This window comes from Clostridium saudiense, from assembly GCF_000577815.1.
GTDB classification, from domain to species: domain Bacteria; phylum Bacillota; class Clostridia; order Clostridiales; family Clostridiaceae; genus Clostridium; species Clostridium saudiense.
Genome location: NZ_CBYM010000009.1, coordinates 87129 through 111018 on the forward strand (window position 1 = coordinate 87129; position 23890 = coordinate 111018).

At 26.9% G+C, this 23890-nt stretch carries 24 protein-coding genes, 1 tRNA gene and 1 riboswitch; of the genes, 4 read left to right on the forward strand and 21 right to left on the reverse strand.

Annotated features, from left to right (window positions below; genetic code table 11):
• Positions 1-4: 4 nt before the first annotated feature.
• The 14 genes from larC to TY07_RS06770 form a co-directional block, all read right to left on the reverse strand.
• Positions 5-1393, reverse strand: coding sequence for a nickel pincer cofactor biosynthesis protein LarC (gene larC / locus TY07_RS06705; RefSeq protein WP_042397090.1), 1389 nt, complete (start codon positions 1391-1393; stop codon positions 5-7).
• Entirely contained in the window at positions 1386-2138 is a 753-nt protein-coding gene (gene larB / locus TY07_RS06710) for a nickel pincer cofactor biosynthesis protein LarB (RefSeq protein ID WP_042397095.1), read from the reverse strand. The genes larC and larB overlap by 8 nt, the downstream gene beginning before the upstream one ends.
• Before the next feature lie 46 nt (positions 2139-2184).
• Complete coding sequence (locus tag TY07_RS06715; RefSeq protein ID WP_042397098.1) at positions 2185-3303, reverse strand: aldo/keto reductase; 1119 nt, start codon at positions 3301-3303, stop codon at positions 2185-2187.
• A gap of 189 nt (positions 3304-3492) precedes the next feature.
• The gene (locus tag TY07_RS06720; protein WP_042397101.1) at positions 3493-4137 is read right to left on the reverse strand and encodes a YoaK family protein; all 645 of its coding nucleotides are present in this window, start codon (positions 4135-4137) and stop codon (positions 3493-3495) included.
• A gap of 377 nt (positions 4138-4514) precedes the next feature.
• Entirely contained in the window at positions 4515-4724 is a 210-nt protein-coding gene (locus TY07_RS06725) for an ATP-binding protein (RefSeq protein WP_042397104.1), read from the reverse strand.
• Positions 4725-4743: 19 nt separating this feature from the next.
• Positions 4744-5355 carry a hypothetical protein gene (locus TY07_RS06730; RefSeq protein ID WP_042397106.1) on the reverse strand — a complete coding sequence of 204 codons (612 nt, stop codon included), beginning with the start codon at positions 5353-5355 and terminating at the stop codon, positions 4744-4746.
• A gap of 107 nt (positions 5356-5462) precedes the next feature.
• Positions 5463-5846, reverse strand: coding sequence for an SMU1112c/YaeR family gloxylase I-like metalloprotein (gene gloA2 / locus TY07_RS06735; RefSeq protein WP_042397109.1), 384 nt, complete (start codon positions 5844-5846; stop codon positions 5463-5465).
• A gap of 69 nt (positions 5847-5915) precedes the next feature.
• On the reverse strand, positions 5916-7364 hold the full coding sequence (locus tag TY07_RS06740) for a leucyl aminopeptidase (RefSeq protein ID WP_042397112.1): 1449 nt from the start codon (positions 7362-7364) through the stop codon (positions 5916-5918).
• A 204-nt stretch (positions 7365-7568) separates the two neighbouring features.
• Complete coding sequence (locus tag TY07_RS06745) at positions 7569-8462, reverse strand: cysteine ABC transporter substrate-binding protein (protein ID WP_156327807.1); 894 nt, start codon at positions 8460-8462, stop codon at positions 7569-7571.
• Positions 8463-8500: 38 nt separating this feature from the next.
• Positions 8501-9250: an amino acid ABC transporter ATP-binding protein gene (locus TY07_RS06750; RefSeq protein ID WP_042397118.1), complete on the reverse strand. Its 750-nt coding sequence runs from the start codon at positions 9248-9250 to the stop codon at positions 8501-8503.
• 1 nt (position 9251) lies between these two features.
• The gene (locus tag TY07_RS06755) at positions 9252-9929 is read right to left on the reverse strand and encodes an amino acid ABC transporter permease (protein WP_042397122.1); all 678 of its coding nucleotides are present in this window, start codon (positions 9927-9929) and stop codon (positions 9252-9254) included.
• Entirely contained in the window at positions 9898-10569 is a 672-nt protein-coding gene (locus TY07_RS06760) for an amino acid ABC transporter permease (protein ID WP_042397125.1), read from the reverse strand. The genes TY07_RS06755 and TY07_RS06760 overlap by 32 nt, the downstream gene beginning before the upstream one ends.
• Before the next feature lie 132 nt (positions 10570-10701).
• A complete protein-coding gene (locus TY07_RS06765) occupies positions 10702-11295 on the reverse strand; it encodes a GNAT family N-acetyltransferase (RefSeq protein WP_042397128.1) in 594 nt (197 codons plus the stop codon).
• A gap of 215 nt (positions 11296-11510) precedes the next feature.
• Complete coding sequence (locus TY07_RS06770; RefSeq protein WP_052330632.1) at positions 11511-13163, reverse strand: EAL domain-containing protein; 1653 nt, start codon at positions 13161-13163, stop codon at positions 11511-11513.
• 417 nt (positions 13164-13580) lie between these two features.
• Between TY07_RS06770 and TY07_RS06775 the strand changes: the two genes are divergently transcribed.
• Complete coding sequence (locus tag TY07_RS06775; RefSeq protein WP_042397133.1) at positions 13581-14282, forward strand: ferric reductase-like transmembrane domain-containing protein; 702 nt, start codon at positions 13581-13583, stop codon at positions 14280-14282.
• A gap of 96 nt (positions 14283-14378) precedes the next feature.
• Here TY07_RS06775 and TY07_RS06780 read toward each other — a convergent pair whose 3' ends face one another.
• The 3 genes from TY07_RS06780 to TY07_RS06790 all read right to left on the reverse strand — a co-directional run bounded on the left by TY07_RS06780 (position 14379) and on the right by TY07_RS06790 (position 17082).
• Entirely contained in the window at positions 14379-15245 is an 867-nt protein-coding gene (locus TY07_RS06780; RefSeq protein ID WP_042397136.1) for a hypothetical protein, read from the reverse strand.
• 87 nt (positions 15246-15332) lie between these two features.
• Positions 15333-15408: transfer RNA gene (locus TY07_RS06785), tRNA-Met, on the reverse strand.
• Positions 15409-15708: 300 nt separating this feature from the next.
• Positions 15709-17082 (reverse strand): MATE family efflux transporter, encoded by a 1374-nt coding sequence (locus TY07_RS06790; RefSeq protein ID WP_341349573.1) that lies wholly within the window; start codon positions 17080-17082, stop codon positions 15709-15711.
• Positions 17083-17489: 407 nt separating this feature from the next.
• Between TY07_RS06790 and TY07_RS06795 the strand changes: the two genes are divergently transcribed.
• From TY07_RS06795 to TY07_RS06800, 3 genes are all read left to right on the forward strand, one after another.
• On the forward strand, positions 17490-17867 hold the full coding sequence (locus tag TY07_RS06795) for a GNAT family N-acetyltransferase (RefSeq protein ID WP_078061304.1): 378 nt from the start codon (positions 17490-17492) through the stop codon (positions 17865-17867).
• 73 nt (positions 17868-17940) lie between these two features.
• The gene (locus TY07_RS18715) at positions 17941-18072 is read left to right on the forward strand and encodes a hypothetical protein (protein WP_278244472.1); all 132 of its coding nucleotides are present in this window, start codon (positions 17941-17943) and stop codon (positions 18070-18072) included.
• A gap of 64 nt (positions 18073-18136) precedes the next feature.
• Positions 18137-18520, forward strand: coding sequence for a hypothetical protein (locus tag TY07_RS06800; protein WP_042397145.1), 384 nt, complete (start codon positions 18137-18139; stop codon positions 18518-18520).
• A gap of 248 nt (positions 18521-18768) precedes the next feature.
• Here the strand turns inward: TY07_RS06800 and TY07_RS06805 are convergent, their stop codons facing one another.
• The 4 genes from TY07_RS06805 to TY07_RS06820 all read right to left on the reverse strand — a co-directional run bounded on the left by TY07_RS06805 (position 18769) and on the right by TY07_RS06820 (position 23758).
• A complete protein-coding gene (locus TY07_RS06805; protein WP_042397148.1) occupies positions 18769-19761 on the reverse strand; it encodes a M28 family metallopeptidase in 993 nt (330 codons plus the stop codon).
• Positions 19762-20089: 328 nt separating this feature from the next.
• Positions 20090-20323, reverse strand: a complete 234-nt coding sequence (locus TY07_RS06810) for a hypothetical protein (protein WP_042397150.1) — start codon at positions 20321-20323, stop codon at positions 20090-20092.
• A gap of 25 nt (positions 20324-20348) precedes the next feature.
• Positions 20349-22100 (reverse strand): YeiH family protein, encoded by a 1752-nt coding sequence (locus TY07_RS06815; protein WP_042397153.1) that lies wholly within the window; start codon positions 22098-22100, stop codon positions 20349-20351.
• A gap of 244 nt (positions 22101-22344) precedes the next feature.
• Positions 22345-22567, reverse strand: a riboswitch (SAM riboswitch).
• Positions 22568-22669: 102 nt separating this feature from the next.
• The gene (locus TY07_RS06820; RefSeq protein ID WP_042397155.1) at positions 22670-23758 is read right to left on the reverse strand and encodes an iron-containing alcohol dehydrogenase family protein; all 1089 of its coding nucleotides are present in this window, start codon (positions 23756-23758) and stop codon (positions 22670-22672) included.
• Positions 23759-23890 lie beyond the last annotated feature (132 nt).

Here is a 23890-nt window from a genome sequence, read left to right on the forward strand (position 1 = left end):
AAAATTATAAATTTACTTCTTTTCTTATAATGTCATATACTTCTTGATATGATAAACCACTACTTTTACATATTTCTACTATAGAACTATACTCAGGATAAATTCTTTTTCCATTTGATAGTTCACAAACTTTCACTTGAACTTCTCCTAATGATGTTTTCATATTAATAATTTCACGCTTTAATATAGTTCTTTCTACTTTTTGCTTTCTAATTCCAATAGTAGTAGTTTCTTTAAAAATTATTTCTTCAATATTTTCTATATCTTCTTTTTTACAAATCACACTAATTTTATATGCAGGACGATTTTTCTTCATAAAAACTGGTGTGTAATATACATCTCTTGCTTTAGCTTCAAAAAGCCTTTCCATTACAAATCCTAAAGCTTCTCCACTGCAATCATCAATATTACTTTCTAACTTATAAATATAATCATCTTTTTCAATGTTACATTCCTCATATTCATTAGAAATATCATCAATAATCATAGAACGTAAAATACTTGTTTTTTCATAATTACGCTTACCTGCACCAATTCCTATTTTAGATATAGAAAACTTTTCTGGAAGTTTATTTGAAGTACTAATTGCTGCAACTATTGCTGCTCCTGTTGGAGTTATTAGCTCTCCTTCTGTATTCGTTATACTTATATTTAATTTACATTCAGAAACAATATTAACTACAGCTGGAACTGGTACGGGAATTACTCCATGCTGGCATCTTATAAATCCTCTTCCTTCATATAAAACAGGTACAATAACTTCTGAAATATTTAAATTATCCAAACAAACAGCTGCAGCTATAATATCAACTATTGAATCTATAGCCCCAACTTCATGAAAATGAACTTTAGATATTTCAACTCCATGCGCCTTTGCTTCTGCCTTACCTAAGATTTTAAAAATCTTAATTGCAATTTCTTTAGCATTTTTAGTAATGTCAGTATTATTTATAATTTCTATTACTTCTTCTAACCCTCTGTGTTCATGGTGGCTATGATTATGTGCTGTTAAATCTGCTATTTCTTTTTCCTCATGATTATCCAAATGATTATTTATATTATGATCTTCAATTAAAATTTCTTTTTCCTCATTATTACTATTATTATTTATATTATGATTATGATTTTCACCTAAATTTTCTTGTTTATTATCTCCATATAAATACTTCATATCATGATCGTGATTATTATATTCTTCATTTAAAATAACATTAAAATCACAAGCATCAATATCACTTTTAGAAACTCTAGTTATTTTAGTTTCAAAACCCTGTATTGGTATACTTTTTAAAGCATTTTCTAAAACTTCAACACTTGCACCTAAATCAATAAGTGATGCTACAAACATATCTCCACTAATTCCAGAGTAACATTCTAAGTATAACTTATTCATAACTTCTTACCCCCAATCTATTGATTTGTGTAGCAATATAACCTGCACCATATCCATTATCTATATTAACTGTAGCTATCCCATTTGCACATGAGTTAATCATAGTTAATAATGCAGATATTCCATGCATATTTGCTCCATATCCAATAGATGTTGGTACTGCAATAACAGGCTTATCTACCAATCCTCCTATTACACTTGCAATAGCACCCTCCATTCCAGCAACTGCAATTATACAATTAGCATCTTGAATATCTTCTAACTGTGAAAGTAACCTATGAAGACCACTTACTCCTACATCATAAATACGTTTTACCTTTGAACCAAAATATTCTGCAGTTTGCGCAGCTTCTTCAGCTACAGGGATATCTGCAGTGCCTGCTGTACATACTACTATTTTCCCAACATGCTTTTTATCTTGTTTTTCAATCTTTAATATTTTTGATATAGGATCATAATTTACTTCTGGATATTTTGCTTTTACTAAATCATATTGATGGCTACTAGCTCTTGTCCCAAATACCTCACCATCAGCTTCATATAGCTTGCTAAATATATTAATTAAATGCTCATCAGATTTTCCACTACAAAATATAACTTCAGAAAATCCTGATCTTACTTTACGATGAGTATCAATTTTTGCATATCCCATTTCCTCAAAAGGCTTTCTTTTAAAATATCCTTCAGCCTCTTCAATAGAAATTTCTTTGTTTTTAACTTTTTCTAATATCTCACGTGTCTCCATAGTTACCTCCATATTGCCCTTCTTTTACCCTATAATATTAAAATTATTATTCAAATAATTTAGCTACCTTCTTTAACTCTTCTGTAATTTTTATGTGTTGAGGACAACTCTTTTCACACTTTCTACAGACTATACAATCTGAAGCTTTTCCATTAGTTTTTATATAATTATCATAATATACCTTTTGAGTTGAAAATCCTGAATTTAATGCTTGTTTTTCAGCATTATATAATGCAAAATAATTTGGAATTGCTATATTTTTAGGACATCCAGCAACACAATATTCACAAGCTGTACAAGGAATAGCTATTGATTCATTAATAATTTCAACTGCTTTATCTACTATTTTATGTTCCTCTTCTGTAAATGGCTTAAAGTTTTGCATATACCCAGTATTATCTAAAAGCTGATTCATATTAGACATTCCACTTAAAACCATCATTACATTATCTAAACTAGCAACAAATCTTATTGCCCAAGATGGTATAGACATATCCTTGTTATAATCTTTAAAAAGTTTTTCAGCTTCCTTTGGAACTTTTGCTAATGTTCCACCTTTAACTGGCTCCATTACTATTACTGGCTTGTTATGTTTTTTAGCCACTTCATAGCACTTACCAGATTGAATTCCCCCATCATTCCAATCAAGATAATTAATTTGTAATTGTACAAAATCAACTTCTGGATGTTCAGTTAATATAGTTTCTAAAACATCTGCTGTATCATGAAATGAAAAACCTATCTTTTTAACTTTTCCTTCATCTTTTTTCTTTTGAACAAAATCAAATGCATTAAACTTTTTAGCTATTTCATAATTAGTTACTCCTAAGTTATGAAGCAAGTAATAATCAAAGTAATCTACACCACACTTTTCCATTTGCTCATTAAAAATTCTTTCTAAATCTTCTTCCTTTTTTAAAAACATTGTTGGCATTTTTGTTGTAACAGTAAAAGTATCTCTTTTATGTCTTTTAACAACTGCTTCTCTTAAAGCAATTTCACTTTTAAAATTATGATACATATATGCAGTATCAAAGTAAGTAAATCCTCTTTCTATAAAAGTATCCACCATCTTATTTAACTGTTCCATATCAATACTTTCTTGATTATCTTTTTCTGTAAGCGGTAGTCTCATAAGTCCAAATCCTAGCTTTTTTGATTCCATTAATTTCACCTCATATAAAAAATAATTTCTCTAATTCCTTTTATCCTTAATTATTCTTTAGTTAAAATTTAACCTTTATATTAATGTTACTCCTTGAAGTTAACTCCAAGTCAAGGACTTTATGGAATTTATTAACTCTTAAATATCCAAAACATTCTAAACTCAAAGTTTTATATGCCCTTCATAATTTTATTCGTAAGACATTACTATTAATGCTAATATTAATGGAATAATTGCAATTAACACAGCCTTTAAGCCCATATTTAAAGTTATTAAACCGCCTATTGTTGCTCCTAAGCAAAAAATCAATATAATGAAATAATATTGAAATGCTATTTTTAAATGTTTTTTATCTTTATTTCTTATAAATATAACTAACTTTTCTGTACCACTTCTTAAATTTCCTGTACACATTGTTGTTGCATAAGCATTTCCATGAAACTTCCTAAAGCTTTCTACTTGCATTGCACAAATAAATGATATTATTGTATTTGCCACATAATCAAATGGTATAAAAGCAACAGATATTAATAATATTATTTCTATTGCTAAAACAGCTTGTCTCCAATGGAGCTTTTCACTTTTTGATAATTTTGTTCTTATTACTTCAGCTAACAAAACTCCTATTGCAAAAGCAATAATAGGAATAATATAATTTATAATTCCTCTGAAATTACCTTCCATAAAATTAATTCCAAGCATAACCATATTTCCTGTTTGTGCATTAGCAAATACATTGCCTCGACTTATATAAGTGTATGCATCTAAAAATCCTCCTGTTAATGCCAGCAAAATTCCTACTCTTAATGAATCTGAATATTGTCTACTACTCATATTTAGCCTCCTTACTATATTTAAACTAGAAAATTCTGATTCTTCCACACACTGAGTACACTATAGCTTACTTTAAACTAACCAAATCACTAAGTATGTAACTTTTACTAAGTCTTTGATATAAAGTATTGGTTAAAATTTGATATTTAAAGCAAGTTTCATTAACTAAATTAAAATTTTAAATCTTAGTTATAGCTAATTAACATGTAAATTTTTACCTACCACATTAATATTTTAACTTTCACAGTACAATTAAACAATATTTTACATAAGAAAAAGAAATATTCATCTTTCTATTAAAAATAAAACTTATTTATAGTATAAAAAATATAATAAAAGCATCCATCATCATTTAATTATGATGAAGAATGCCTTTATTAATTGTATATATCCGAAAATTCTATATTAAATTTTTCTACCTTAGAAACCATACTTTTTTCTCTAAGATCAGTATTAAGAGAATTTTTTATTTTTCTAATTGGTAGTTCAACACAAAACTCTGTCCCATCTTTAATTTCTGTATTTACATAAGTACATCCATTATGAAGTTCAACCAAAGCTTTAACTAATGAAAGTCCAATTTCCACTTTCTTATATTATTTTTATTTATGGTGTTAATATAGGTATTCTTTCATCTTCTAAAATGCAGTATTTTATATTATTATTAGTTAAATAATAAGTATTATTTTCAATCTCAAAAGTAAATGCAAGTTGAACTTTTATATTATTTATAAGAAAAACTACATTATTTACTCTTTCCCCTAATACATTGAAAATATTTAAAGCTATGTTTCTATATTCTTGTCCAACAACAATAATAATAGTTTCAGGACATTTCCCATCCTTTCTACATTCAATATATTCATCATAAAGTGCCCATATTATATGATTTCTATCAAATATGCTCTTTATTAATGATATAACTTCAAAGGTTCTATATCTATCTCGTTCTGAAATATATTCAAGCATATCACTTTCTAAGTTACCTATAGAATTATCAACTATATTATTAATGGTTGTATACAAATTGTTAAAATATCTTTTTCTAAATTCAATAAAGCTACTTTTTAGTAAAAACTCTGAATCCTCTTCTTTATCTCTTATATATTTTTTATAAATCTTCTTTTCAGCTTTGTAGTATTTACTTTTTATTTTAGAAACTTTTTTTCTACACAATAATTCTTTTAGCTTGCTTATTTCTTTAATGTCTGATGACATGGATCTTCCTCCAAAATATGGTTCCACTATAATATTACACTTATTATTTATAAAATATACTATATTAAATTTCTAAAATAAATATTATATGATTATAATATTTAAATTTATCTTTCATATAATTCTAACGGTAATTTATCAGGATCCTCAAAGAAAGTGAATCTTTTTCCTGTAAATTCATCAATTCTAATTGGTTCACATTCGATACCATGTAAATTTAGCTCTGCTATAGCTTCATCAATATTATCTACTTCAAAAGCTAAATGTCTAAGCCCTCTTGCTTCAGGATAACTTGGTCTTACTGGTGCATTAGGAAATGAAAATAACTCAATTTCACTATCACCAAGCTTTAAGTCAAGCTTATAAGAATCTCTTTCCTTTCTATAAACTTCCCTTATTACCTCAAGGCCTAAAATCTCAGTATAAAACTTTTTTGAAACTTCATAATTTGATGCAATAATTGCAATATGATGTATCTTATTTAATCTCATAAACTGTGCTCCTTATTATAAATAAAGGACAATCTAAATATAAGATTGCCCTTTATAAATTTCTATATATTATTTATGCTTACACTCATGCTTTACAACTAATTCATATAAAGTAGAAACTGGTGCTCCAGTTCCTCCCTTAGGTGTTGTATCATTTCCACTATCACTCCAAGAAGTTCCTGCTATATCTAAATGAAGCCAAGGCTTATCTTGTACAAATTCTCCAATGAACATACCTGCTGTAATTGATCCACCATAACGTCCACCAGTATTTTTAAGGTCTGCAAAATCACCTTTATATAACTTTTTATAGCATTTATCATTAGGTAATCTCCAGAACTTTTCTCCACTTCTTCTTGCAGCAACAATTAGTTCATCATAAAACTCATCATTATTACTTACAACTCCAGTTACTTCAGTTCCAAGTGCAACTAACACAGCTCCAGTAAGAGTTGCAACATCAACTACCTTATCTACTTTTTCCTTTTCAATAATATAAGTCACAGCATCAACTAAAGTTAATCTACCTTCTGCATCAGTATTTAATACTTCAATAGTCTTACCTGCCATAGAACCTATAATATCACCTGGTTTGTAGCTTCCACCTGAAATAGCATTTTCACAAGCTGCTACTACTGCAACTACATTTTTTTCCACCTTATTTTTAGCAAGAGCTTGCATTGTTCCTATAACTGCTGCAGCTCCACCCATATCACTCTTCATTGTATCCATAGATGTTGAAGGTTTAAGTGAATATCCACCAGTGTCAAAAGTAAGACCTTTTCCTACAAGACCAACTCTTTCATCACTATTTTCATTACCCATGTATCTCATAACTATTAATCTTGGCTTATGAACTGATCCCTTTGCTACTTCTAAGAATGCTTTCATTCCTAAAGCTTCGATTTGCTTTTCATCAAATACTTCTACTTCAAATCCACTTTCTTTTCCTGCTTCTACAGCTCTTTCTGCTAAAGTTTCAGGATATAAGATATTAGCTGGTTCATTTACTAAGTCACGAGCTAAAATAATTCCATCAGCAACATTGCTTGCTTCTTCAATCTTTGCTCTCATCTTATCAAACTTTTCTTTTGGCCCGCCTATTATAGTTACATTAGGAGTATAAACTTCATTATTTCCTTTATATTTATCAAATTTATAACTTGCTAATTTTACACCTTGAGCTATAGATTTTGTAACTCCACCAGTGCATAATCCATTTGCTTTTATAAAATTAATACTTAATTCATTTATCTTTAATTTTTCAGCTTGTTTAATTCCTCTTATAACTGCATTTACTAAGTCAGTTCTTTCTAACTCTTCATATTTTCCAAGACCTACAAAAATTTCATAATTTAAATCATTTGTAGTCTTATAAAATACTTGGCCACTTTTTCCTTCAAAAACTTTCTTAGATTTTAAAATATCAACAGTTTCATTATTTGCTGGCTTATCTTCATAAACAAGAGTAATAGCTCCTTCGAAGCTACCAACAGTTAAATCTTTTACTTGTATCATATCTACTATTCTCCTTTTCATCCTTTATACTATATAATTTAACCTAAAACTTTATATAGTATATCTCCTATTTTATTTACTAACTTTTCTTTATTATACTACATTCTACAAATTTTTCAATTTGAACATAAAATTACCCCTATAGAAAGCTACAATGTTAAACTTTCCATAGAGGCAATTTTACATTACGCAATCAACTTTATATTAATTTACTTCTCCACCTTCAACTACTATATCTTCAGGATTTACAGCATCACCATATACAGGTTCTAATGTCTTTTTATAATCATTTAAGAAGAATTCTTCATCTGCTAAGCTTTTAATTTCATCATTAATCCAATTTAATAATTCTGTATTTCCTTTTTGTACAGCTGGTGCAATAGTATCAATATTACCTATGCTTTCTATACCAGTAGTAAAGCCTTCATTTTGGTTTGACCAAGCTAAAGCTTCAGTATTATCAGTTGCAAAAGCATCTCCTCTTCCATCTAATAATGCATCATATGCTTCTTGATATTCATCATATTTAACAAGAGTCAAATCAGGATAAGTTTCTGAGAAATATGTTTCTGCAGTTGTTCCCTTAACAACAATTAGCTTCTTGTCCTTTAATTGGTCAACATCAGTAATTAATTCATTATCAGGTGATACTATACCTAATGCAACCTTCATATATGGAAGTGCAAAATCAACAGCTTCCTTACGTTCATCTGTTACTGTAAAATTAGCTAATATTATATCAACTTTACCTGACTTAAGATATTCAACCCTGCTTGCCGCTTCAACATAAACAAACTCTACCTCATCTTCACTACCTAATAAATCTTTACCTATTCTTTTTGCAAACTCTACATCATAACCTTGAACATCTCCATTAGAATCAACATACCCAAATGGATTTTTGTCACTAAACACGCCTATTTTAATTTTTCCATCCTCTTTAATTTCATCTAAAGTTCTTGCCTTAGCACTTCCACTTGTGTCACTACTTCCCGCATCATTTGATGCACTACTTGAGCCATTTGTACTAGAACCACATCCAACTAAAAGCCCCATAACTAGCATGATTGATAAAAGTACTCCTAAGAATTTTTTCATGATAAAAATCCCCCTTTAAATTTATTAATTTTAATTCTTTATACACTTTCATAACTAAATGTATTAAGAAATTGCTTAGCCCTATCAGTTTTTGGATTAGTAAAGAATTCTTCTGGTGATCCTTCTTCAACAATTTTCCCACTATCTAAAAAGATAACTCTATCAGCTACTGCTCTAGCAAATTCCATTTCATGTGTTACAATTAACATTGTCATTCCATCCTTTGCAAGCTCTAATACAACTTGAAGAACTTCCCTTACCATTTCTGGGTCTAATGCTGCAGTTATTTCATCTAATAATAATATTTGTGGATGCATTATTAAAGCTCTAACAATAGCTACCCTTTGCTTTTGTCCTCCAGATAATTGCCTTGGATAATCATTTTTTCTATCTAAAAGTCCTACTCTTTCTAAAAGTTTTTCAGCTTCTGCTTTAACCTCTTCCTTATTTCTTTTTTGTACTAAAGTTGGTGCTAAAATTAAGTTTTTCATTATATTCATGTTTGGAAATAACTCATAACTTTGAAATACCATACCTATCTTTTCACGAATTTCATGAACCTTATTATTATCAGATGATATTTCCTTTCCATTTAAAACAATTTTCCCTGAATCTATTTCTTCTAGCTTATTTAAACACCTTAAAAAAGTACTTTTACCACACCCAGAAGGCCCTACTATTACTACAACCTCACCTTTTTCTAATGAAAATGAAAGATTATTTAAAACTAATTTTGATTTATCATATGACTTAGTTAAATTTTCAACTTCTAATATTTTATCACCCATTTTAATCCCTTAGCCTCCTCTCTAATACTTCAGACAACTTTGAAAATGGAAAACAAATTATAAAATACATTATAAAAATTGTCCCATATACCCAAAGTGCTGCATCTGGTGTAGTATAACGATTTGCATCTATTATTTGCTTTCCAACTTTAACAACTTCAACTACACCTATAAGTACTACTAAAGAAGTTGTTTTAATCATTCTTGTTAATAAATTCACTGCTGATGGAATTAACCTTCTAATAGTTTGAGGTATTATAATATGTATAAATACCTGTGTTTTTGTCATTGCAAGTGCAAATCCACTTTCATATTGATGTTTTGGTACTGCAATAAGTGCACTCCTTACTAAGTCCCCCATTTCTGCTGTGCCCCAAAAAGTAAATACTATTATTGCAGCAATTCCACCAGAAAAATTAGCTCCTATGTGTTTTGCTGCACCAAAATATACTAAGAATAATAAAACAAGCTGTGGCATTATTCTTACAATTTCAAGATATACTCTACAAATTGCCCGAATAACCTTATTTTTACTGGTCATTATTATTCCCATTAAAATTCCAAGTCCTACTGAAAGAATCATTGAAATTAAAGCAATTTTTAAAGATACCCAAATACCTTGGCATAACCTTAAGAAATTACTACCCTCAAATAGCACTCGAATCCCCAAATCCTGCATAACGAACCCTCCTTTCTATGAATGTACAAATTAAAGAAATAGGAAGCAAGATAATTAAATATGCTATAACTAACATAAATAATGCTTCATCTGTTTTATAATAAATACCTATTAAATCCTTAGCTACAAACATTAAATCTGCTAAAGCAACAGCACTAAATACTGAAGTTTCCTTTATTAAGAAAATAATATTTGCACATAAAACTGGAACTGAAGTTTCAAATGCCTGTGGCAATATAATATGCCAAAAAACTTGTGATTTTGTCATACCTAAACTTAAAGCTGATTCATGTTGCACTACAGATACATTTTCAATTCCTGATCTAAATGCTTCTGCCATATAACTTCCCCCCAAAAAGGCTAGTCCTACAATTCCACAAGTTTCTGAACTTAAGACAATTCCTATCTTTGGCAATCCAAAATACAAGAAAAATAACTGAATTAATAACGGAGTATTTCTTGATAATTCAATATATATCGAAACTATTGTTTTAAGTACTGGTATTTTCATAGTATTAATTAAACTACAAATAATTCCTATAATTAATGATACTAGTATTCCTATTGTTGCAATCTTTATAGTTAAAATTCCAGCTTCTACATATAACTTATAGTGAGTTTGTATAAAGTTCATATCCATATTTTATCCCCCCAATCAATAATAAAATTTGACCTATACTATATATATAAAAAACAGGTAAATGCTTATTACACATTTACCTGTTTTTCCTTCTTATCTTAAAAATAACATTTTATTATAAAACCCTAATATTTAAACAGCTTTAACCATTCGATATAAAACATGTGAATAATAAGGCTCTTCCATTTCAAAAACAAAATCTAACTTTTCATAAAATCCTTTAACACTCTTATCCTTTGCTAGTAAAGAGCAAATCTTATATCCTTCTTCCTTAGCATTATTTTCAGCCAATTTAATAAGAGCTTTTCCAATTCCCATTCCCCTATACTCTTCAAAGGTTGCTAAATTAGCAATATAAAGCTCATTTTCTTCACATTCAAAAAAATTAAACTCTAAAATAAGGTCTTTAATAAATCTTAGCTTATTTTTTATTCCATTTATATTTTTAATTAACTTTATACTTGTTGCTAGATCTAACTTTGATAAGTCTTTACCTTTTAATAATATAATAGCTCCACAAACCTTTCCGTCTTTTTCTGCCACCTTCACATTATTATAAGAATACCTAGAACCCTCGCATTCAACTAACATTTTTATTCTGTTTATTATTTCAACCTTATTTCCATAACCCCAGACGTGCTCAGCATCATCTTCTGTTTTATAAACCAGCTCTGCAATAGTTTTCGAGTCTCCTTTTGTTGCTTCTCTTAACGTGAAACTTTCCATAAAAATTCCTCTCTTTTTTAATATAATATAAATTATTTATATAATTATTATATTTTTAATTAATTTTGTATTTAAGGCTTTGTGGTACTAAAAAAATGTACTTATGTACCCTTAATTATTGTTAAGTTTTATTATATTTTGTACAAATGTCCTTTAAATAAATACTAAGTGTATATAATTATCTAAAATAAAAAGCAACCTTACATGAAGGCTGCTTACTTTAAAGTTATTGAAAACCCTTTTAACTCTTCAATATTCATAGGCTTACTATAATAATATCCTTGTATATATACATTTTTATTGACTATTTTTTTTATTTCTTCAATTTGATATTTCTGTTCAACACCTTCAATAACAAGCATCTTATCTGTTATTAAGGTTATTTTAGATATAAATGCTATTACCTCATTAGTAATTTTTGATATTGAAATATTATCTGCAAAGCATTTATCTAATTTAATACTATCAAAATCTATTTCTTCCAAAATACTTAAATTAGAATATTCTACTCCAAAGTCATCTATTGCAATTTTATATCCACTTTCTTTTAATAAAGATATTGCTATTTGTATTTTTTCTAAATCTCTAGCATAAACTTTCTCTACAATTTCAAGAGAAATACTTCCCTTTTTAATATTATAATCCTTTGCTAATTTAATTGCTTTATTTATAAACTCTGTATTTTCAAGCTCCCTAAATGATAAATTAATAGATATATAAAAATTTTTATTTTTGTAATTTTCATAATTACTTATTATTTTATAATCACAAATTGCTTTTTCTAATATCCAAAGTGTTAGTTCATAAAACATATCTCCTGCTTCTATATCTTTAATAAAAGTAAAAGGAGTTAATATTTTATTGTTTTTATCTTTTAATCTTAATAAACCTTCAAATCCTACCTCAATATTTTTAAAAGGATCTACTATTGGCTGATAATATAATAAAAAGTTTCCAGCTTTCATATTTTTAGTAACTCTTTGTTTTATAATTATTTTTTTTATAAATGGATATATTATCATATATATAATACCCAAAATTGTTACTATTGAAAGAGTACTTAATATAATATTCCTAAAAATTATATCTTTACGAAAATATTTATTATATATAAACCTAAGTTTATCAACTTTATTATTTGTAAAACTATTATTTAAGAAAAAATCAAAGTACTTTATGACATCTTTACTTTTCTCATTACCAACAATATAAACAGCACCTATATAATACTTCATTGTTTCTTTATAAGCTTCTAACCCCTCATTAATTCTATTCGAAGATAGTGCATCTGCTTCTTTTAAATTTAATAATTTTATACACTCATCCTTTGTCTTAACCTTTACTGGTTTAACATTTATACCATAATACTTTAACAGTTGAATTAACCATTCACTTTTTATATCTCCAGCAACATATGTAAATTTTTTCCCATTTAAATAATTTAAATTTCCATATCTAACTTCATTAATATCACCATATATATATATGTATCGATTATCAAACTGTATATGATTATCAGAATATATTAATTTAGAATTTTTATTTGGTATATTATATAATCCCATTAAAATATCTATTTCTTCATTTTCTAACATCTCTATTGCAGTATTAATATTAACATCTACATATTCATAATCTATATTTAAATTAGAACATAAAGTATCTAATAATTCATGATAATATCCATGAACATTCCCTTTTTTATCTTTATAATAATAGGGATAATATGAATAATATCCAACCTTTATTTTTCTCTCTTTGTAATTAGACTTCATATACATGAAATGTGTATCTTTATAAAAAAAACAATTTATACCACAAATAATAATTAATATAGAAACAATTATAAATATTCCTTTTTTATTCATTCTCATCACCCAATCAACTAATAATATTGTTAACTATTATCATTTCTATAATATTCTTTCGACAAGTTTCGCAATCTTTACTTTTATTATTTTACTAAAATCATATTCTATTTCAACCCTTTTGACTATTTTTATATCTTATTTTTATTTTTTAATCATTTACAATTTTATAACCTTAATTATGAACTTTCATTTGCAACTTAAATCATTTAAAACATAAAGAAATTCTTATTTATAAATAACGTTTTTTAATGAATATTATTAATATCAATATTGAAATTTCAATTTAATTCTATATTTGATTTCTCCATAAGTTTTATTTGAAAATATATATCAATTGAAAATTATTATTGATTGAACTTTTTACTTAAGATATACTTAATTTAATAAAAAAATACTTTTATAAAGGAGAACTATATGAATTTATTAATTTCTTTATTTTTTACTATTTTAATAATAGGAGTTGGACATGCTTTTATAAAAAAGCACTCTAAATTTTGTTATATTTTAGCTACTATAATATCTATAATACTAATTACAATTTCATATACTGGTGCTATTGCTAATATCCCTGAATTCATAAGATTTTATATATTACCACTGTTTACAAATAGTGCTTTTGCAACATCATTATTTATAGTAGTTATGTATACTGGTGCATTAAAAAATGGTAGTAAGCTTATGAAGCTTTTATTTCCTATAAGAGCTGAATTATCAATAATTGCATGTATTCTTACTCTTGCTCATAATATAATTTTTGGTAGATATCACTTTGTTGCGTTATTTACTAACCCAAAATCAATGTCATTTAATATGCTTTTAGCTGCAATAGTTAGTTTAATGTTAATTGCAATTATGCTTCCACTTATGATTACATCTTTCCCTAACATAAGGAAAAAAATTAAGTACAAATCTTGGAAAAACCTTCAAAGATTTGCTTATGCTTTTTATGGATTAACTTATTTTCACATAATGCTTATAATGATGCCTATAGCTAAAACTGGTAATACTAAATATATTATAAATGTTTTAGTTTATAGTGTTGTTTATTTAACATATGCTGTACTTAGAATTAATAAAGCTTTATCTAAAAATAAGAAACTAGCAGTACTGTCTTAAAATCTATAAATTTACATTTATCTTAATAAACGCCAAATAACAGGGCTGTATCAGATTGAATTAATAAATTCAATCTGATACAGCCCCATTTTTATTTTAATTTCTAAATAAACCATCTAATTTTAAATCTAATAAATTAGCAAATAATGATAAAGTGTTATTAGTTGGAATAACATTATTATTAATGTCTAATATCTTTCCAAGACCATATTCAGTATATATATCAACTGTTGGAAAATTATTTTCATCTCCTAAATTACAGATAATATCTGTTTCTTTTAAAGATACAATATTATTATCATTAGGAGTTACAACTTCATAAAGTCTAGTCTTATAATTATGTCTTAAGACCTTTACTTTATCAGTAACTTTAATTTTATTAGTTTTATTATTTATATCATACTTTGAAATAGATGAAGCTATATTATTAATTACAAAATAATCAACATTTCTCTTATAATCTACCCTTTCCTTAAACTCTGCTAACCTTTTTAAGTTTAGGTTTATATCTACAGGTATTTCTTCCTTTTTTAAATTATCAAAGGCTTTTTTTATGTAAGACAATTCTTCAGTTCCATTTAGTTCTTTTGATAATATATCCATACAATTTCTATAAATATCTTCAAAATAATTAAATGGTAATGCATATTTAATATTATTTAAAATCAAATATACTTTAAATTTAGCAGAGCTATCACCACTTCTAAATGAGTAATTTATATCAACTAATAACATTTCATTTAAATCTTCTGTATAAAATGTTACTTTTTCAATTCCATTTCTATATTCTGCTGTATAATTTTCATCTTTAGATAATGCTTGTGTATGTTGATTTATTATATATGTACCTTTAAATCCAAGATCATCAATTGAACCTACTCTTAATGATGTCTTTGGTGATAGTTTTTTTAGGTTAATATATGGTCTATTTTCACATAGATTATTTTCTAGTATTATTCTCACAGCTTAATCTCCTTACATAGTCGAATTTAATTTTATTTATAATTTATGCAAAAAAATAAATCTTATAAAAATATAAGATTTATTTTTTGGTTGCGGGGGCAGGACTTGAACCTACGACCTTTGGGTTATGAGCCCAACGAGCTGCCAACTGCTCCACCCCGCGATATTATGTTTTATAAGCTCTCTTGCTTAACTTGTATCCTTAGTATAATCTAATAAGTATTTGTAGTCAAAGTTGAATTATGTTGTATTATGGCTTTAAAGTGTAAGAGATAGCTTAGAGTCTTAAATGCAAGCAGATAATACTAAATATCATTTAGAGCTCCAATCTATTATTTCAAGAAATAAAGTTGTTTACTTCCATACAATGTTTATCAAAGATTGAAGGTAGTAAAAGAAATACTTTAAACATTTCTTTTACTACCTTTATAATAGGTAACCCTGTTTCATAAAAATAATATTATTAAACAATCTTCTTTTGAGAAACCCTCTTAGTACCTATATTCTTAAACTCAACATATATCATTAATATTGATACAGTTCCTGCAATAAAGTCAGCAATAGGACCAGAATACATTATTCCATCAATTCCAATAAATAAAGGCAATACAACTATTAATGGTAACAAAAATAAAATCTGTCTTGTTAAAGAAAGAAATATACCCTTCTTTGGTTTTCCTATAGCAGTAAAGAAATTAGATGATATAGGTTGCAGACAATTTAAAAATGTAAAAAATAAAAATATCCTAAAATACTTCACTGCAAAAGTATAATAAACTTCAGAACCTGAACCAAATATAGATACTATTTGCCTTGGCAAAAACTGAAATGCAAGAAAAGCTACTACTGATACACCTAAACCATAAGATATTGCTGTAGTATATGCCTTTTTAACTCTATCATATAGCTTAGCTCCATAGTTAAAGCTTACAATAGGCTGTAACCCTTGAGAAAGCCCAATTACTATTGACATATAAATTTGATTTACCTTTGTTATAATTCCTGCACATGCAAGTGGTATTGACTCTCCATATACAGATAATGCGCCATAATATGTTAAAGACTTATTCATTACAATTTGTACAATCATCATTGCAAGCTGATTAAAGCATGGTGCTGCACCTAATGAAATTATTTTACTTACAAAATTCCACTTCGGTATTAAATGCTTCTTTTCTATTTTACCTGTTTTATATTTTAATAAATATCTTAATACTAAAAATGCAGCAAAAATTTGTCCTATAATTGTTGCTAATCCTGCCCCTACCATACCCATATTAAATCCAAATATGAATATAGGGTCTAAAATTATATTAATTATGGCTCCAGATAAATTACATAACATGCTATATTTAGGACTACCATCTGCTCTAATTAAATGTCCCCCACCTGTAGAAAATATTAAAAATGGAAAACCTATTGCAGTTACCCTTGTATAATTCCTAGCATAAACTAATACATTATCAGGTGATCCAAAAAATCTAAGCATAGGTTCCAAAAATATCTGAATTATAATACATAAAACTATCCCTGAAAGAAAAAGTAATAATGCAGAATTTCCTATATAATATAATGCCTTTTCCTTTTTTCCTTCACCTAATGTCAAATTAAAAGCTGATGCTGCTCCAATTCCTAATAATAAAGCTAAAGCAATACATGAGGTTGTAAGTGGAAATGTTATGTTAGTTGCAGCATTCCCTAATTCTCCAACACTTCTTCCAATAAAAAATTGATCTACTATATTGTATAATGCACTTACAAGCATTGCTATTATACTTGGAACTGCAAAATTTCTTAACAATTTATTTATTGGCTGCGTACCTAAATTATTCTTCATTTTATTTTCCCTCGCCTTCATATTCTTTTACTTTTTAAATATTATTTGTAAAATACAGTTTATTTATAAAAAATAAATAAACTATTAATGTTTTTAATAAGCTAGTCATTATTAAATCCCCTTAATTTTGCCACTTAATTATTATTACTCTAAATATAGAATTACAAATTGCACTCTTCATTGACATGTTTTTTGTTTTCTATTATTTAATTTAAAATTTACTACTGAACACAAAATAATGGAGTTATTTTCTAATTCATGTTAATATTCTATTAAATAGTTTGTAAAAAATATGTTATTATGTAATTTAATGGGTGATTATAAAGAGAGATAGGAAAAATGAGTATTAGAAAAGCAACAAAAAAGATCTATCAAGAATAGCAGAAATATATGTTTTTAATAATAGAATGAATTATTGGCCAATTTTTAAGGATGATGGATTTTCCTTTGGCGAATTACAAGTAGTTACTATGGTTGATAATTATTTTGGAAAAGATGAAATATTAAAAAATATATTAGTTTATGATGATGGTTTAATAAAGGGATTTATTGAAATGAAAGAAAGAGAGATTTGTAAAATATATGTAGATACTTTTTTTCAAAGTAAAGGAATTGGAAAAGAACTTATGGAATATGTAATTAATGATTATGATGCTAATAATCTTTGGGCATTAGAAAAAAATGAAAAGGCAATTTCTTTTTATATAAAACATGGATTCAAATTAACTGGTGAAAAAAAATTTGAAGAAGGTACTACTGAATATTTAGTTCATTTAACTAGATAAGTTTTAATTTATCAAATAGATCTTATGAATAATTGTAATATAGTATTCTTGACGTAATAGTAGGAATTTAAAGATGGACTTATTAGCATTATTATTTGTATATACGTTAATTATTGGAGCATTTGCATTAGTAGCATATTTTACAATTAAGAAAGCAGTAAAGGATGCAATTAAAGAAATTGATAGAGAAAGAAAAAATAATTAATATTAAAAGGGAAATAAATCATGCTTAAAAGTGAAGGATAAAATTTCTACATGAGAGGAGAATCATGAACAAGAAAACAACAACTTATTTTTTTGGAATTATTGGAATAATCACTTGGAGTATAACAATATTTTTAAGAGAACAATCAATTAATAATTCTATTATTAATTTTATATTAGGAATTATGCCAAATATATCTGCCACATGGTTCTTTATTTGGATGGCTGAATTTACACTTAATATTAAAAAGCTTAACTTTACAATTAAAAGAGCTATTTTTTCATCTAGTATAATTTTTATATTAGCTTTAGTATCAGAGATAATACATGACATGTATCTAGAAAGCCCTTTTGATATTAATGATATTATAGCTACTATATTATCCATAATTCTTTATCTAATAGTTTTCTATTTTAAAAAGAATACTATTATAGAAGACCAATTTTAAATAATAACTTACTAAAAATAACGCATATTCTATTTTTGAATATGCGTTATTTTCTATGATCAATTCAAAAATATTATTAACAACCCTATTAGTCATCTATTTTCTTATAAAAGCCTTTCTTTAAAACATACTCTACACTTATAAAAACCACAGCTACAATTGCTAATTCAATTTCTAATTAAAATAAAATCATATATTACATCCGCTTTATTATAGTAAATACAATTCTATATCTAACTATACAGATATTAATTAAATTTAAATGAACTAACAAAATCATCTACTGATTTAACTACTTTATCTAACCTATCATAATCTATTAACTCAGGTGTATCATTTTCCGTATGAATTACCTCTTTTACATTTTCATCAATTATACATATTGCTGATATTCCTGCTCTGTCAAACTCAACACTATCAGCAGTTCCTTTTAAGCCTGTATTTAACTCTACTTCTAGCCCATTATTTTCTATAACTTCTTTCATTGGTTCATATAATGATGTATCCGTATTTCTATCTAAAAAAGTTACTTTCCCTCCATCTTTATATCCAACAGAATCTATATTAATATTTATTAAATTATCATATTTTCCATTTATATCTTCAATAAACTTTTCACTTCCTGTTAATCCGCACTCTTCGCCATTAAAAGCACAAAATATTATATCAAATGCTGGTTCATTTACTGAATATTTATTATTTAAAATTTCTGCTAAGTCTAATAATACGGATACTCCTGATGCATTATCAATTGCTCCTCTTATTATTTTCCCATCTTGTATTCCTATGTGATCAAAATGGGCAGAAATTATTACGGCATTATTAGAGTTACCTTCTATTTTCCCAACAATATTATTAATCGTCTTTACTTCTCCATAGTCATCTTCTGCAATCAATCCATAATTTTTATATACTTCTTGTGTATATTCCTCCTTATAACTTTCATTAAATATTGGAATTAATCCTATTTGTCCAAATAAATCATTAATATATTCTTCAGCAAGCTCATTTCCTGCACTTCCAATCCATCTACCTTCAAATTCATATGAACATAACTTATTGATTACTTCTTGCTTATCTATTGATACAGTTTCTTCATTCTCTTCTTCTTTTAAATCATTACTTTCAATTGACTTTGAATTTTCTGTAGCATCAATAGATAAATCATTTTTACTACAACTTATTAATGATAATGAAATAATTGAAATAGATAAAACTAATAGTATTTTCTTATAAATCATATTTTTCTTTCTTCTCCTTAAATAAACTATTATATCTATTTATATTATCCATATTATGTAAATATTAATCTATATTAAATAATTTGTTTATAAAAATTTAATTTGAAGATTTATTAACAAGTGTATTATAATATGCAATAAAAATATATGAAACTAAACTGCCCCTATCAAGTAGACAGTTAAAATGATATAAAATTTTATTATTTTAACTGTCTACTATAGGTGAGTCATGTCATTATAGACATCCCTTATTTTTTTATACTTATATTATCTACTATCTATACTATAGTAATTATAAATAATATTATTTCAAAACAAATCTATATAATTAATACCTCAATTTATTTTTAATATTATTAGCACTAGGCTCAGCCTTTTCAACAAATATATAATACCAAGCCCCTGCTTCAATCTTTTCCTCTATAATTTTATTATGAGCATTTTCAAATCCCAATCCCTTAGAGGCATATGGTAAAAATACAAATGCAAATAAATATAATAAACCACTTCCTACGATAAAATAACACCATCTTAAAAATTTACTTTTCCCTTTTGAGATCATAATAAAAACCTCCCCATTTATTTAACTATTTCAAAAGCTTTTCTGTTATATTTGTAAATACAACATTAAACATTAAATAAGCAGCTAAGAAAGTTAATAATATATTTAATGCCTGTCCACAAACGTATAATATAATTGGTTTTCCACCTTTAAAATACTTAAATAAATCTCTAAAGTTAGTAGATAACCCAATACTGGCAAATGCTAAACAAAATAACCATCCTTGCAATGGACTAATTATAGATTTAACCATACCTTTATCAATAAACACATTAGCAACATCGCTACCAAGAATAAAATAAATAACTGAAAATAAAATAGATGCAAATAGAAAACCTAATACAAATTTCGGAAAATTAACCCAAATCTCTTTAAACAATACTTTTGCCGAAATATTCTTTTCACTACTAGGATTTCTTTCAACTTTTAAACTCCAATAAGTAGCAACTCCAAAAGCCATAACCCCTATCAAAATGTTTTGTATCATTTTTATAGTTGAAGCAACATCACGAGCTACTGGTCCAAGCAATTCACCAGCAGCAACAACTGCCCCTGTTGAGTCTACAGTTCCTCCTATCCACGCTCCTGCTAATACTGGATTTAACCCTAACTTTTTTATTATTAAAGGCATTATTACCATCATCAATGAAGTAAACAAAATAGATATTCCAACAGCTAATGTTAACTCTTCTTTTTTAGCTTTACTTGCACTTGCAGCAGCTATTGCAGCAGATACACCACTTACTGACATATCAGCTGAAATAGTTATATTTAAAGATTTTGATTCTATCTTAAGTATTTTTTGTCCAAACCAATAAGTTGTTATTAATACAACTGGAGTTACACACCAAGTAACAAATATACCTGGAATACCAATTAAAAGCATCTTATTAATCAAAACTGTTGAACCTAATAAAACTAATCCTGTTTTAATGAAAAATTCAGTTTCTGAAGCCTTTAGTACAATCTTAGGTGTTCCTATAGTATTACTTACTAAAAAGCCAATTAATAATGCCCATACAACATACTCAAGTCCCCAAGCCTTTAAATTCACTTGAGCTGCAAGTATATATGCTAGTACTGCAACTATAAAAACTACTGGAAAACCAAGAGCAAACTCCTTAACTGATTTCCCCATAAAATGAATTCCAATTGAAAATAATATACAAAGAACAATTCCTAAAATTATTAATTCAGGTATTAAATTATAAGGTTCAACAATACTATCAGATTTAGCTGAAGCCTCAATTCCTTTTAATTCATACCAAGTATTTATATCTTCTTCAGCTTTTGCATTTAAATCTTTATCTTCATAATTTGCTTCTGCAGCAGCATTTTGAGATTCTTGTGCTATTTCTTTTGCATCACTTGTATTAGCTATAGCTTGTTCATATTTGGCTTCATTTTCAGCTGATAGTTTAGAAGCCTCTTCTTTACTTAAATAAATAGATTTTAATGGATCATCATTCCAAGAATATGGTTTAGAGAAAAGTTCACTTATTTGAGATATGAAAGGTATACTAGTAAATTTCAGCGAACTTTTTTCATCATTTGCTTCGTACCATTCTATAGTTTTAAATGGAGCCTTTTCTCCTTCTACCTCCAGAATACTGTTATAAGTGTTTAAATCTGCTTTTATACTCTTAGTATAATTTATTGAAAATACTAATAATGTACATAGTAATATTGTAAACCCCAATATAATAGCCCAATAGTCCTCAAATTTTAATAAGTTTTTAATATTATGTTTTTTGCTAGATATTTTTTGTGTTGACATTGAATAACCCCCTATTGATTTATTTAAAATTTAATATTCTTTTTTAATTCCCCAATTTTAAATACCTTAAATTTTAATAGCGCTATTAATTATTACTGATTTTTAAATAGGAATTTTTCCTTAGATCTTCACCCTCCTCTACTCTAAAATAAGAATTTAATTTATATACATGTATAATTTTTTGCAAAATAAAAAGCACTAGAGAATAAACTCTAGTGCATGCAAAATCACCTATTAATTTACTCTCTTATCACTCAGCTATAAAAGCTGCAGGAATTAGCACCACGTCCATAGTTTTGAGCTTTTAATTATTAGTTACTAGTTATTTTTAAAATTCTACCAAATTTCTAAAATATAAAAACTATTTTTGTTTTTATATAAACTATTAACTTCTAACTGCTAACTTCTAACTATTAACAGGTTGCTGGGTTTCATAGGGCCAGTCCCTCAACCACTCTTGATAAGAATATTTATTTAATTTTAATGTTGTTGTTATTAATATAACCCTCTTATAAATGTATGTCAATAACTTTTTTTATACTTTTTTCCTTTTAACATTTTATAATTATTTATTTATTCCTTGAATATTCATCAGTTTCTAAAATTGCTTGAATAAAGTTTTCTTCTGTTACTTCATAAGGTGCACAATACCACTCTGTAACTCCATTCATCTTCTTAACCATTTTTGCAACATCTTCTTTTTTAACATCAATATCATCTAAGCATGTTGGTAACCCAATACTCTTATTGAATTCATAAATTCTATCACGCTTTTCAAATTGTTTATCATAAGTTAATAAACATAAAACTCCAAATGATACTATTTCACCATGAAGATGACTAGCACATGCTGGTACAACCGTTGAACCATAATAAACACAATGAGCTAAACTACTGTTATAATAATATTTTTCAGCATCACTAGTTAAATTTGATACCAAACCTGTACTTATAATAATATCTAAAGCTATTTGCTCTAACTCATATGAAGCAATATTCTTTTTACAATCTTCTAATGCCTTAACTGAAAATTTTAACAATGGTTCATCACAAGCACAACTTAATTGTGATCCTAATAAAGGTGTATGCGAAAGGTTCTTTTCTTTTGTTGCAAGCAGTACTTCAGATTGCTTTGATAATGCATCTCCAATGCCTGCCCATAAAAAATTATCTGGTGCTTCTGCTATTATATTTGTGTTTATGAAAGTATGAACTGCTGGTTCCTTTGGATAATAATATCCATTAAATGTATCATCCGAATTATACATTACTGCAATAGCAGTACATGCAGCACAGTTAGATGCTATTGTTGGAAATGAAAACATTGGCTTGTCTAACTTATCTGCTACAACTTTACATGTATCAATAGCTCTTCCTCCACCTACTGCAAATATTAAATCTGCATTTTGAACTTTTATATTATTAAGTAATGCTTCTACATTTTCATATGAAGCATTTCCCCCATACCATACAAAATCTAAAACTTCTATGTTAGATTCTTTTATTCCTTCTAAAATACTTTCTTTTGATTTTGATATTGCTGTTTTGCCCCCAATAACTATTGCCTTTTTCCCATATCTTCTTGTTACATATGGTATTTGTTGATATGAATCAACTCCTACACTATAACTTGGTAAAAATACACTATAACTATTCATAAATATTTCCTCCCCAATCTTTATCTTTATACATTTTCCATTATAATACTTTAATTTCTATTTTTACATATAAAAATTTATTTTTCTATCTATATCAAAATCACTTCACTATAAAAAAAGGTAATGATAAAT